This is a genomic window from Psychrobacter sp. NZS113 (genome assembly GCF_015864825.1).
GTDB lineage: Bacteria > Pseudomonadota > Gammaproteobacteria > Pseudomonadales > Moraxellaceae > Psychrobacter.
On the sequence record NZ_JADYWL010000007.1, the window covers coordinates 59,140 to 71,964 of the forward strand.

Annotated in this window: 11 protein-coding genes; 9 read left to right on the forward strand and 2 right to left on the reverse strand. The window is 44.2% G+C overall.

Going from position 1 to position 12,825, the window contains the following annotated elements:
• The first annotated feature begins 411 nt into the window (after positions 1-411).
• A complete protein-coding gene (locus tag I6E61_RS11300) occupies positions 412-930 on the forward strand; it encodes an RNA pyrophosphohydrolase (RefSeq protein WP_110923585.1) in 519 nt (172 codons plus the stop codon).
• Positions 931-1,036: 106 nt separating this feature from the next.
• On the opposite strand, the gene I6E61_RS11305 is transcribed toward I6E61_RS11300, so the two are convergent.
• Together I6E61_RS11305 and I6E61_RS11310 are read right to left on the reverse strand one after the other, a co-directional pair.
• The gene (locus I6E61_RS11305) at positions 1,037-1,852 is read right to left on the reverse strand and encodes an NRDE family protein (RefSeq protein WP_197134837.1); all 816 of its coding nucleotides are present in this window, start codon (positions 1,850-1,852) and stop codon (positions 1,037-1,039) included.
• A gap of 90 nt (positions 1,853-1,942) precedes the next feature.
• Entirely contained in the window at positions 1,943-3,598 is a 1,656-nt protein-coding gene (locus I6E61_RS11310) for a DUF4139 domain-containing protein (RefSeq protein WP_197134840.1), read from the reverse strand.
• 435 nt (positions 3,599-4,033) lie between these two features.
• Here I6E61_RS11310 and urtA point away from each other — a divergent pair, with 435 nt between their 5' ends.
• The 8 genes from urtA to I6E61_RS11350 all read left to right on the forward strand — a co-directional run bounded on the left by urtA (position 4,034) and on the right by I6E61_RS11350 (position 12,823).
• Positions 4,034-5,338, forward strand: coding sequence for an urea ABC transporter substrate-binding protein (gene urtA / locus I6E61_RS11315; RefSeq protein ID WP_197134962.1), 1,305 nt, complete (start codon positions 4,034-4,036; stop codon positions 5,336-5,338).
• Positions 5,339-5,598: 260 nt separating this feature from the next.
• Positions 5,599-7,353 carry an urea ABC transporter permease subunit UrtB gene (gene urtB / locus I6E61_RS11320; protein WP_227685870.1) on the forward strand — a complete coding sequence of 585 codons (1,755 nt, stop codon included), beginning with the start codon at positions 5,599-5,601 and terminating at the stop codon, positions 7,351-7,353.
• 10 nt (positions 7,354-7,363) lie between these two features.
• A complete protein-coding gene (gene urtC / locus I6E61_RS11325; protein ID WP_197134843.1) occupies positions 7,364-8,434 on the forward strand; it encodes an urea ABC transporter permease subunit UrtC in 1,071 nt (356 codons plus the stop codon).
• The gene (gene urtD, locus I6E61_RS11330) at positions 8,434-9,279 is read left to right on the forward strand and encodes an urea ABC transporter ATP-binding protein UrtD (protein WP_197134846.1); all 846 of its coding nucleotides are present in this window, start codon (positions 8,434-8,436) and stop codon (positions 9,277-9,279) included. Before urtC ends, urtD begins: the two co-directional genes overlap by 1 nt.
• Positions 9,280-9,379: 100 nt before the next feature.
• Complete coding sequence (gene urtE / locus I6E61_RS11335) at positions 9,380-10,078, forward strand: urea ABC transporter ATP-binding subunit UrtE (RefSeq protein ID WP_197134849.1); 699 nt, start codon at positions 9,380-9,382, stop codon at positions 10,076-10,078.
• A 320-nt stretch (positions 10,079-10,398) separates the two neighbouring features.
• Entirely contained in the window at positions 10,399-11,283 is an 885-nt protein-coding gene (gene lgt, locus I6E61_RS11340; RefSeq protein WP_197134852.1) for a prolipoprotein diacylglyceryl transferase, read from the forward strand.
• A 45-nt stretch (positions 11,284-11,328) separates the two neighbouring features.
• Positions 11,329-12,189 (forward strand): thymidylate synthase, encoded by an 861-nt coding sequence (locus I6E61_RS11345; RefSeq protein WP_197134855.1) that lies wholly within the window; start codon positions 11,329-11,331, stop codon positions 12,187-12,189.
• A 64-nt stretch (positions 12,190-12,253) separates the two neighbouring features.
• Positions 12,254-12,823, forward strand: a complete 570-nt coding sequence (locus I6E61_RS11350) for a dihydrofolate reductase (RefSeq protein ID WP_197134858.1) — start codon at positions 12,254-12,256, stop codon at positions 12,821-12,823.
• The last annotated feature ends 2 nt before the right edge of the window (positions 12,824-12,825 follow it).

The following is a 12,825-nucleotide window of genomic DNA, read 5'->3' on the forward strand; positions in this document are numbered from 1 at the left end:
ATTTTATATCTCCATTCTCGTTAACTGTCGTTGGCTACTATCATGACTCTAGTTACATTTATAGTAGCCTAGCTTCTTTAATTCATGATTTATTTATAATAATCGTTTTTAAATCATGGCTGAATACTAATACACTTATTCCACCGTCATTACTGAAACTTGCCCTCGCTGTAATGTCTTGTAAATAAACTTACAAAAGTCTATTTATAACCACTTGATTTTAAACAGCTAAACTCGTGAAACATTTTATAGCAAAATACTGTTACACATTTTGCTTGTTTCTTGGTTTAATAACGGTAATGAATCTTGTTTTGACCTAATATCGATAACAATCACCTTATAATAATTATGATTGTTGTCATGGTTTTAGATCGAAATAAGCTATTTTAAATAAATTAAAAAGGTTTAGTCATGATAGATGCAGACGGCTTTCGCGCCAATGTCGGCATCATCTTGGCAAATACACAAGGGCAGGTTCTGTGGGCAAAACGTATTGGTCACAACGCTTGGCAGTTTCCGCAAGGTGGTATCGATCGCGGAGAGACGCCGATGGATGCGATGTATCGCGAGCTCTGGGAAGAGGTCGGCCTACATCCGCGTCATGTAGACTTGTTGGCAGTGACGCAAGATTGGTTGCGTTATCGTCTGCCAAAACGCTATGTGCGACATGGACAACACCCTTTGTGTATTGGGCAAAAACAAAAATGGTTTTTGCTGCGCTTAGATGAGGCAAATACTCAACATATCCGCTTCGATGAAGGGAAGCCAGAATTTGACCATTGGCAATGGGTCAGTTACTGGTATCCACTCGGACAAGTGATTCATTTTAAACGAGGCGTTTATCGCCGTGCCTTGCAAGAACTGGTACGCGAGCTTCCCTTAAAGCAAGAACTGATTATCCCTGAGCAAGAAAATCATTTGATAGTGTGATAAATCGCTCAATTTATAATGTAATAAAAAACACCCTTGGTAATTGCTAGAGTTTTTAGCCATTACCAAGGGTGTTTTTTTATTGTTGTTCAGCTATCGAATGCAGTCACTTTGAATGATGGTCAAACTCTCGACTGGTAATATTGGCCGTGAAGTTTGCGCCCGTAGCGCCCTCTTTGCGCAACGTCAAAATACTTTGGGTACGAGTCCCATAAGTGGGTACATTGTTTTCTGTATTGCCAAAAGCCACTGGTTCAATATAAACAGAAGACAGCATCTGCTCCACCTCAAACGCCACGCCAGTATCAGGCAGCTTATCTGCTGGCGCTGATGTACTATCAGATAACGCATCGAAAGCTGCCTCTTGCCAGTACTCAGACGAGCTGTTCTCAGCAATCAGTGGCAATACTTCTTGCCGTAGCCTGCCACGTAAACGCTCTGTCTTAAACCAACTGTCCTCTGGCTGACCGTTAGAAAGCACATGCAAACCTGCATACAATGGCGTTGGCGCATGACCGCGATTATTAACGATGACAGCTTGTGCCATATCGCCAATAATAAGATTAAAGCCAGCATAATCTTGCAAAGTAATATTTCGGGCAAAATCCATTGGGCTAATAGTACTTGTCAAAAAGTCAGTCACTAACGCACCGCGCGAACGCTCATCTGTCCCTGCCTGCACACCATCACGAAAGTTCAATACCGCAGCCCAACGGCCATTTTGCTCAAAAAAACTCGTCTGTTTTTCTTGATGAATACCTAGCCATGTGCCACCGCTTTGCTTATCACGCCCAGCGTAAATAGGCTGATCAGACCATTGATGTAAAGGCTCAGTTGGACGCTCCAGAAACTCATCACGATTGGACAATAATACCAATGGCAGCTCATCAAATAACTGCCAAGCAATGGCGACGATACACATAGCATTCCTTTTATAATAATCTGTTATACCAATGCTTTTTAGCAAAAAAAAGCGCATCGTTTGAGGTTTTACTTACTAATCGAGTAGCATTTATCGATTGCCAGCTAACAGCTTATTGGCAGGATAGCTAACCTGAGACGTTGAGCGTATGACTTGTGACTGCTTGCTTGGCAAATCGAACTCCCATGCTACTATGCCTTGATTGTCATTCCAATCTCGTTCGGTTACAGGCGGCGTATGAGTGACCGTAACCTTCAAGCTGTCATCACGGCTGATAGGCTCACTGCCCAATACTTGCAAACGTACACTGCGATTATGCTGATTGGTAAATTGATAGGCGTTGGTGGTCGTTATGGTTTGCGTACGGTTTAGCACACCTTTCTCACCTTGCTTGTCTTCATTGGTCAGCTCTTTCACAAGCATGTTTGGATCACTACCAAAGCCAATGCCTTGCTCTTTTAGCATTTGGTAGCTATAACGTGATTGACCTACATAGTTGTCATCACGGTATAGCTGTAATGACCCATCTACCCAGTCTGGTGTTAGAAATGGCGCTGATGCATACCAGTAGACGGCAGTCTCGACGCTTGGTGTGCTGCGAATCCATAGCTTACTGCTACCAGATTGCTCTCCAATCACTGTACGTACACGTCTTCCATCACTTGGAATACTAACCAGCTGCGGTAAGCGATACTCGATGATGCCATTTTTATTTTGGCTACTAACGGTAAAATTAGGTAGCGGTGCCATAGGCGCTCCTGCTCCTTTAGTGTAAGCCCTTTCTGCCACTACTACAGGAGCAGCATCCATCATAGATAGCTCACGCCTAACATTCGCATCTTGATTCTCTTCATATAATGACAGACGCTGCACATACGGCAGTTGCCCTGTCGTACTCTGATTGGGATTAACGGTACTGAGTGTCACAGGTACGTTTGTCCAATTCTCACCCGTCTGCTGGGCGATAATCGCAGAAGCTGTGATACTTAACTGCTCACTATTTGTATTTAGGTGAGCTTGATATGCAGGTTCCCAACCTGCGCCGCGTACTTGGTAATGCAACTTAACGCTACTTGGCGAGCGACTGGCGGTACGTACACTCACCTGTGTCACATTATTAAAGGTTGATGTCGCGCTGCCTGACATAAGCTGATTAAGTGCATCTTGAGCACGCGCCTGACGCTGTTGAATCTTTAAAATTCTTTGGTTAATACTAGTCGCTTGAGTTTCTATATCACGCGCACTATTAGCAATTGTACTATCCGTATTAACCTGCGTGGCTTTGGTCAAATTCTGTAAATATGCTTTTGCTAAGCGTGCTGCTTCCAATTCTGCATTGATATTGGCTAAAGTGTTTTGCTGCGTCTGCACCTTAGCATCACCTTGATATTGGCATTGCGCTGCTTGCTCTCCAGTCAATTCTTCAATACTGATTTCACCGACGTTGACGTTACCCACCGCCTGTACACTCAAGCTCTCTTTATCCATATGAGGTGACAAACATGAAAACACAACGGTTTGTTCACCGTTACCTGTGATAGGCAACGCCCGTGTCACGCTTGCCAAACCTTGATAAATAGTGACTTGTTCAACGTTGCTCGTTGCCGCTTGCGCCGAAGACAATCCCAATACGGTACTACCACCAAACATAAGCGGCAAAACCAAAAATCTAGTCATTTTATTAAGCGGCGGTAATGCGCTGCCATGGTCTGTTGAAACAGACGCCTGTATTACATGTGCGTTCATACATCATTCCTTAGAAGTAAAATCCATTATGGCAGCAGCGCACTTTTACTATCAGACTTGCCATCATATAAGCGCGCAAGACAATTTCTATCAAAAATAGTATCTTTCAAAGATATAACCGTAGCGTTTTTGACACTTTTTAGCAACAAATGTCTCTATCAAAGCTAACGTCATATTTTTATATTGTGCACGGTTTCTCTATTTATTCCCTTTTATGGTGCAACTTACCAAAATCTATGCACTAGATTAATGAAAAAACGCAACAATTTTTAATTATTGTGCTGTTATTTCCCAAATAACGGCCTTTTTAACTTGGCACGGAACTTGAACTATTAATCACTGTTAAGTAACAATATTTTATTTTTTGTATTTACTTAGGAGATGTCCATGTTTTCGTTACCAATTTTAGCCAACCCTCAGTTTGTTGAGTCGAATATTCCTAGCAAACTCAAATCACGCGTTTCACTATTGGCGATAGCTGTCATCAGTAGTTTGAGTCTCGCTGCCTGTCAAAAACCTGCAGAAACTGCGACATCGACAGAAACTACAGCCGAAACGACTACAGAAACAACGACTGAGCCTGCCGCTGATGGCGATACCATCAAAGTAGGTATCTTGCATTCATTGTCTGGCACTATGGCCATCTCCGAAACCTCTCTAAAAGATACCGCATTAATGACCATTGATGAAATCAATGCGAATGGCGGTGTACTGGGCAAGCAGCTAGAGCCTGTGGTCGTTGACCCTGCCTCTGATTGGCCATTGTTTGCCGAAAAAGCCCGTCAGCTATTAACTCAAGATAAAGTGGATGTCATCTTTGGCGGTTGGACTTCCGTATCGCGTAAATCAGTATTACCCGTGGTTGAAGAGTTAAACGGGTTGATGTTTTACCCAGTGCAGTACGAAGGACAAGAGCAATCAGAAAATATTTTTTACACTGGTGCTGCGCCAAATCAGCAAGCCATTCCAGCGGTAGAGTATTTAATGAGTGAAGAAGGCGGCGGTGCAGAGCGCTTTGTATTGCTGGGTACTGATTACGTCTATCCACGCACCACCAACCAGATTTTAAAGGCATTTTTGAAGTCAAAAGGCGTGGCTGATGCAGACATCATGGAAGAGTACACACCATTTGGTTTCAGCAATTATCAAACCATCGTATCTAACGTCAAAAAGTTCTCGACGGGTAAAAAGACAGCGGTAATTTCTACTATCAACGGCGATTCAAACGTTCCGTTTTATCGTGAACTGGCCAACCAAGGTATCAAAGCGTCAGAAATTCCAGTCATGGCATTCTCAGTAGGTGAAGAAGAGTTACGCGGTATTGACACCAGTCTACTGCAAGGTCATTTGGCGGCATGGAACTACTTTATGTCAATCAAAAATCCAACCAACAGCGAATTCACCAAACGCTATAAGCAATATGCATTAGACCAAAACCTACCAAATGCTGAAAAAGTCGTGACCAATGATCCAATGGAAGCCACCTATGTCGGTATCAATATGTGGAAACAAGCCGTTGAAAAAGCAGGCACTACTGATGTCGATAAAGTACGTATCAGCATGGCTGGTCAGACGTTTGATGCGCCTTCTGGTTACACATTAAAAATGGATGACACAAATCATCATTTGTGGAAGCCTGTGATGATTGGTCAAATTCGTGCGGATGGACAGTTTGACACGATTTTTAAAACGCCAGAGGTCATTCAAGCTCAGCCTTGGAGCGAGTACATTCCTAAATAGGCTGTCCACTGAATAAATTTGTGCTGACAGGTGCATGAATCGATGACCCAGTACCTACTCTCCACATTTATTTTCAACACGTTATATATCTATACACCTTATCTATACCTCTATTGCTTAGTACGCTAAGCAGTAGAGCCAAGAATTTGTTGACCGTGGAACACAGGGAGCCGCATATGCAGCGTCACACTTTATGCCCCATTGCAGGGCAAATATCATCTAAGAATGGTAATGATCAGCAAGCACCAACAAGCAGGTTCATGAGACACGCTGCGATTTTTTCAATATCTATACCTATGCGGCTACTTGCTCTGACTGCATTATTTATAACAATTCTCACTACCTCTGCGCATGCGGACCATGACGGTCAACCACATGACCATGATACAAATACCGCTCATAGTGACCAACCACTGGTCACAACTGCGAACGTATCTACTTCTACTCAAGCCAGCACCTCAGATACCTCAAAGATTTCAACAGCAACTTCTACAAGTTCAGGCGATGCCATTCAACAATTTGTGGCGGGTGATTTTAGCCAGCGTCAAGCCATGCTAAGTGACTGGCCTGGATCGGTTGAAAGTTTAGATAGCTTGGTTGAATTCATTGCAAATGATGAACTGTATCAAGGCAATAGTGGGCAAACGTATTTACTGAATAAAGACGATCAGTTATTTACCTATCCCAATAAAGAAGAGACAGCCGACTGGCCTAGTGACTTATCACAAATAACCTTGACCAATGCGCTGCGCTCGGCGCTGATTTTTGGACAAGCTAAGGTTAAGCTAGCATCTGACAAACCTGCACAGCGACTACAAGCAGTTGATATTTTAGCCAACAACATTGACCAAGTAGACCCAGCCATTATTACGGCAGCAGCAGCAAATGAAGACAGTGCTAAAGTCAAAAAAGCGCTAACTGCATTACAAGCTCGTATAGATTTCAAAAATGGTGACCTACCCACTCAAATCACAGCCGTAAAGCTACTTGCTGATAGTGATAGCCCACAAGTATTAGTCGATATCGAGTCTGCCCTTGCCGCTGATAATTTAGATTCTGCACTTGAAGCAGCACTTGTCGACGCTGAATCTAGCGTGTCACGCCGTATCAAAATCAGCACATGGACCGGTCACATTTTCACCGGTATGAGTACCGCCAGTATTTTACTGCTAGCGGCTCTTGGCCTTGCCATTACCTTTGGCTTGCTTGGCGTAATTAATATGGCGCATGGTGAGCTGATTATGATTGGGGCTTATACCACATATATGGTGCAAAATTTCTTTCAAGCTTATATGCCAGATATGGCAGGCTGGTATTTGCTTGCCGCTATTCCAGCTGCTTTTTTGGTCAGTGCCATCATCGGTATGATAATCGAGCGCATTGTCATTCGTCCACTATATGGTCGTGAGCTAGAGACATTATTGGCAACCTTTGGCGTCAGTCTGATTCTGATGCAATTAGTACGTATGATTTTTGGTGCGCAAAACGTTGAAGTCAGTAACGTGGCATGGCTCAGCGGTGCATATCAAGTGTCATCAAGTTTGGTACTACCTTATAACCGTATCGCCATTATTGGTTTTACGGTCATCATCGTGGCGCTACTGGTGTACTTACTTAATAAGACCCGATTTGGATTGTTTATACGAGCAGTCACCCAAAACCGCCAGATGGCAAAAGCAGTTGGCATTCCTTCTGCACGTATCGATATGATGGCCTTTGGTTTGGGCTCTGGACTTGCCGGCATGGCAGGCTGCGCGCTTGCTCAAGTAGGCAATGTGGGTCCTGACTTGGGTCAAACCTATATCATTGATACGTTCTTGGTCGTCGTGGTGGGCGGTGTCGGTCAAGTATGGGGTGCAGTACTAGCAGCCTTAGGACTTGGTGTGAGTGGCACGGTACTCGAGATTGGTATTGGTGCAGTATTGGCAAAAATTGTGTTGTTGGTTCTTGTGATTCTGTTCATTCAGAAACGGCCACAAGGTTTATTTGCACTCAAAGGCCGCTTTGTTGAATAAGGAGACTCCTATGATACTGACCAAATTACTGTCTGATACCCCGCGTAGTGCTATTTTAATTGGATTATGTTTTGCCGTACTACTTATACTGCCTTGGCTACATCTTATGCCAGAGAGCTCACCTTTTTATCTTTCGGCCTACTGGATCACCCTGATTGGCAAAATTATGGCTCTAGCCATGGTGGCTTTGGCGTTAGATCTTGTCTGGGGCTATGCTGGTATTTTGAGCTTGGGACATGGCCTGTACTTTGCTTTGGGTGGTTATGCGTTTGGCATGTACCTAACACGTGAGACTGCTGGCGACGCGCTTCCTGATTTCATGCGGTTTTTGAGCTGGACCGAGATGCCATGGTACTGGGCTGGCACGCAGCATTTTTGGTGGGCGGTCGCACTGGTTGTATTAGTGCCTGGCTTAGTTGCATTTATCTTTGGTTTTTTTGCCTTTCGCTCCAAAATCAAAGGCGTTTACTTTTCTATCATCACTCAAGCCATGGTCTACGCGGCAGCCTTGCTGTTCTTCCGTAATGAAACGGGCTTTGGCGGCAATAACGGCTTTACTGGTTTTACGACCCTACTCGGCTACGACATTACCGCGGCCTCTACGCGCTCAATGCTGTGCTTTGTCACTGCCGTCGCATTGTTAGTCTCTTATATGGGTTTGCGTCATTTAATGAACCAGCCTTATGGACGAGTGCTAGGTGCCATTCGTGACAGCGAAAACCGCCTGCAATATTTGGGCTATCGTACATTGTGGTACAAGCTATCCGCTTGGGTATTATCCGCCGTCATCGCTGGTATCGCAGGTGCACTATATGTGCCGCAGGTAGGCATTATCAATCCAAGTGAAATGAATCCTGTGAACTCAATTGAAATGGCCGTCTGGGTAGCAACGGGTGGTAGAGGTAAATTGATCGGTGCAATTTTAGGAACTGGTGTGGTCAACTCGGTCAAAACTTACTTCACTGTCGCCTACCCTGAGTTTTGGCTACTGATATTAGGTGGACTGTTCGTCGTCGTGACGTTGTTTTTGCCCAATGGCATTATGGGCTTGTTCGATCGCTTCAAAAAGGAGAAACAATAATGCTAAATGATAAACCGTCAACGACTGAGCAAATTATTAATGAGTATGGACGTACTCATGGCGGTACTGGCCGCAGTCATCCAAAGCCATCAGGCGTCGATTTTAGCCATGGTATTGCATTGTATTTAGAAGACTTAAGTGTTTGGTTCGACTCTTTTCGCGCACTCAATAACTTATCGTTATACATTGAAGAAGGTGAGCTACGCTGCATTATTGGCCCTAATGGTGCGGGTAAAACCACACTAATGGATGTCATCACGGGCAAAACTCGCCCCACTGAGGGCAGTGTATTTTTTGGGCAAACCCACAACCTTGCTAGTATGTCGACCGAAGAAATTGCTGAAGCTGGCATCGGACGTAAGTTTCAAAAACCTACTGTCTTTGAAAATTTTACGGTGATGGACAATTTGTTACTTGCTGCGCCGAAAGACAAGCGTGTAGTCAAAAGCTTATTCAACAAACTCAATGCTGATACCCGCGATACCCTTGACGCTACCCTACAGCAAATCCGCCTGACAGATAAAACTAACAAGCCTGCCGGCTTACTTTCACACGGGCAAAAACAATGGTTAGAGATTGGCATGCTACTGATGCAGAGCCCCAAGCTGATTTTACTTGATGAGCCTGTGGCTGGTATGACCGATGCCGAAACAGAACATACGGCCGAGCTGTGTCTAAGACTTAAAGAGAATCATACCTTGATTGTGGTCGAGCACGACATGACCTTTATTGATGCCATTAGTGAAAAAGTCACCGTATTGGCGCAAGGAGCAATTTTGGCCGAAGGCACGTTAGCGGAAGTGCAAGCCAATGAAGCAGTGATTGAGTCCTATTTAGGTCGATAGTTAGATTGCTAGCTGGGTTGATAACTGAATTGATAGTAGTACCGACAAATTGCCATGCCGTTTAGAGATTAGGAGATGATTCAAATGTTAGGAGACAGCCATGTTACACGTTAACGATATCAATCAGTACTATGGTGGCAGCCATATTTTACGAGACGTCTCGCTTACAGCACCTATCGGCGAATGCAGTGTGGTACTTGGACGTAACGGCGTGGGTAAAACCACCCTACTCAAATGTTTGATGGGGATACTACCAATTAAATCAGGGCAAATCCTGCTCAATGATAAAGACATTAGCAAGATGTCATCCGAGCAGCGAGTACGAGCAGGTTTGGCTTATGTACCACAAGGGCGCGATATTTTTTCGACACTGACGGTAGAAGAAAACATCTTAATTGGTATGGCCAAATTTTCACGTAGCAAGGCAAAACACGTACCCAAACATTTATACGATATTTTCCCCGTACTCGATGAGATGAAACATCGTCGTGGTGGTGATTTATCTGGTGGTCAGCAGCAGCAACTTGCCATTGCACGCGCCTTAGCCTCTGAGCCGACTGTACTGATTTTGGATGAACCAACTGAAGGTATCCAGCCTTCTATTATTAAAGATATTGGCCGAGTTCTACGCGACTTAGCGGACAAAGGCGACATGGCAATTGTACTGGTTGAGCAATTTTATGAGTTCGCAGAAGAACTGGCTGATAATTACACCGTGCTATCACGCGGCAAAGTAGTGTCACAAGGCGCAGGCGACACGATGGTCGAAAACAACGTACAGGATCTGGTCGCTATCTAGCTGCTTTTACTTAACTGTATTTATTTATGAGCATTTGGTAGTGAACGCTCAATAAGGCTAAAAATTGCGTTTTTATCCTAAGCTGCTAGCTACCAAGATTGGTGCTTGTTCTACAGGTCATCACGAAACCTTTTCACAATTACAGTCATTTGTCCTATTTCCTCCATCATCTTACTTGCTTCCTACCCTATGTATTCTGCACTGTATCGACCGTTCAACTTCTCGATGCTAACTGATTGTCATCATAGCAATTGTGTATGCTCGACGAATGAAATTTGCTATTATAGTCAGCACTTTATTACCAATATTATGATGCCCTTATGATGATTCATCCTCAGTACGATCCTGTAGCATTAGCCATTGGGCCTGTTGAAGTCCATTGGTATGGGCTGATGTATTTACTGGCATTTGCTGCCGCTTATGGCCTAGCGTGGTATCGCAGCACCAAACGCGATAACTGGACCACCGACATGGTGTCCGACTTAGTATTCTTTGGTGCACTTGGCGTTATTTTAGGTGGCCGTGTTGGCTACGTCTTGTTTTATCAATTCGGTGAGTTGCTACAAAATCCTGCCTATCTCTTCAAGGTCTGGGAAGGCGGTATGTCATTCCATGGTGGCTTGATCGGTGTCATGCTTGGTATGCTATATTTCGCTCGTAAGTATAAAAAGACACCATTCCAAGTACTGGATTTTATCGTGCCATGCGTACCAACGGGTTTATTGTTTGGCCGCATTGGTAACTACATCAATGGTGAGCTATGGGGCCGTGTCTCTGACGGCGGCTATAATTGGTTGACGTACTTCCCGCAAGCAGCTGCTGCTGATATGCAACAATTGCAGACCAATCCTGAACTACAAGAGCTAATGGCTGAAGTCAACGGTCAGTATCTGCTGCCTCGCCATCCTTCACAATTGTATGAAGCGCTTGCTGAAGGTTTACTGCTGTTCTTATTCTTATGGTGGTATTCATCAAAACCACGCCCTCGTATGGCAGCGACCGGTATTTTTATGTTAGGTTATGGTGTTAGCCGTTTCATCATCGAGTTCTTTCGCCAGCCAGACGTTGACCAAGGATTCATCTTGTTAGGCTGGATAACCAAAGGGCAAATGCTAAGCGCCCCGATGATAATCATTGGCTTTATCCTATTAATCTATGCCTACAAACGCGGCATCTATGACTGGGGTAAGCAAGCTGCTTATTAAGCTATATACCAATCAGTGTACTAAACAATACCGACGAGCATTTTTATGATTAACAGCAATAATGAGCAGGGCTACTTAGACTTGCTCAAACACGTTTTAACCACAGGCACTGAAAAAGGCGATCGTACTGGCACTGGTACGCTCAGCCACTTTGGTGCGCAGCTACGTTTTGACCTAGCGTCAGGCTTTCCGCTATTGACCACCAAAAAAGTCCATTTTAAATCCATCGCCTACGAGCTGTTTTGGTTTTTAAGTGGCAGTACTCACGTTGATTACCTGCAAGCCAATGGCGTACGAATTTGGAATGAATGGGCTACGGCAGAGCAGACAGCACGCTTTAATCGACCTGCTGGTGATTTGGGTCCTGTCTATGGCCATCAATGGCGCAATTATGGCGCAACCAAAGATGAAGACGGCAATTACCATGCTGATGGTGTTGATCAAATCACTCAGGTTATCGAGCAAATAAAGACCAATCCTAATTCACGCCGTTTGATTGTGTCTGGTTGGAACCCTGGCGAAGCAGATCAAGTCGCCTTACCGCCTTGTCATACCATGTTTCAATTCTTCGTCGCGGACAATAAACTGTCATGCCAGCTCTATCAGCGCTCAGCAGATTTATTTTTAGGTGTGCCATTTAATATCGCCAGCTATGCCCTGCTTACCCATATGGTCGCGCAAATTTGTGATCTAGAAGTGGGTGAATTCATCTGGACAGGTGGTGATTGCCACATTTATCAAAACCACCGTGAGCAAGTTGAGTTACAGTTGACGCGTTCGCTATATACACTGCCAACATTGAAACTTAACCCTAATGTTAATGATATTTTTGCCTTCAATTACGAAGACATTAGCATTGAGGGTTATGAGTCGCATCCTGCTATCAAAGCGAAGGTTGCGGTATAGTGCTTGTCTGATTAATAGCTATGAATAAGCTTAAAATTGTAAAAGATAATAAAAAGGATAGATTATGAGTTATGCCCACACCGAAGTTGCCCAAATCGCTGCTATCAGTAGCAACCGTTGTATCGGTAAAGATAATGAGCTGCCGTGGCATATCTCAGCAGACTTGCAGCACTTCAAAAAGATGACGATCAAAGAAAATGATGGTGGTATACAAGGTATCGTCATTATGGGTCGTAAGACGTTTGAATCGATGGGCAGCAAGCCTTTGCCAAAACGCGTTAGCTTTATCATCAGCAGCCAGTTGGATTATGCTGAGCAAAAAGGTCTTATCGGCAAAGACAATGCTTATGTAGTACACAACCTAGATGATGCTTTGACACAAGCAGCCAGTCTGGCGCATGGCGCGCATCTGGATACTATTTGGGTCATTGGCGGCGAGCGTGTCTTTAGCGATGCCTTGATGTATACCGACCGTATTGAGCTGACCCACGTAGATACTGAAATAACCGATGGTGATGCGTTCTATCCTGAATTGCCAAGTGAATTTGAAGTGGCAGAAGAGTCTGAGCAGATGCATGATGAGAAAAGTGCGTTAGATTTTAAATTTGTGACTTATAAAAGTAAACAAGGCTAATG

Bases quoted from the DNA above. Each gene is read 5' to 3' on its own strand.
- I6E61_RS11300 (WP_110923585.1), top strand. From the start codon at position 412: ATGATAGATGCAGACGGCTTTCGCGCCAATGTCGGCATCATCTTGGCA.
- I6E61_RS11305 (WP_197134837.1), bottom strand. From the start codon at position 1,852: ATGTGTATCGTCGCCATTGCTTGGCAGTTATTTGATGAGCTGCCATTG.
- I6E61_RS11310 (WP_197134840.1), bottom strand. From the start codon at position 3,598: ATGAACGCACATGTAATACAGGCGTCTGTTTCAACAGACCATGGCAGC.
- urtB (WP_227685870.1), top strand. From the start codon at position 5,599: ATGAGACACGCTGCGATTTTTTCAATATCTATACCTATGCGGCTACTT.
- urtC (WP_197134843.1), top strand. From the start codon at position 7,364: ATGATACTGACCAAATTACTGTCTGATACCCCGCGTAGTGCTATTTTA.
- urtD (WP_197134846.1), top strand. From the start codon at position 8,434: ATGCTAAATGATAAACCGTCAACGACTGAGCAAATTATTAATGAGTAT.
- urtE (WP_197134849.1), top strand. From the start codon at position 9,380: ATGTTACACGTTAACGATATCAATCAGTACTATGGTGGCAGCCATATT.
- lgt (WP_197134852.1), top strand. From the start codon at position 10,399: ATGATGATTCATCCTCAGTACGATCCTGTAGCATTAGCCATTGGGCCT.
- I6E61_RS11345 (WP_197134855.1), top strand. From the start codon at position 11,329: ATGATTAACAGCAATAATGAGCAGGGCTACTTAGACTTGCTCAAACAC.
- I6E61_RS11350 (WP_197134858.1), top strand. From the start codon at position 12,254: ATGAGTTATGCCCACACCGAAGTTGCCCAAATCGCTGCTATCAGTAGC.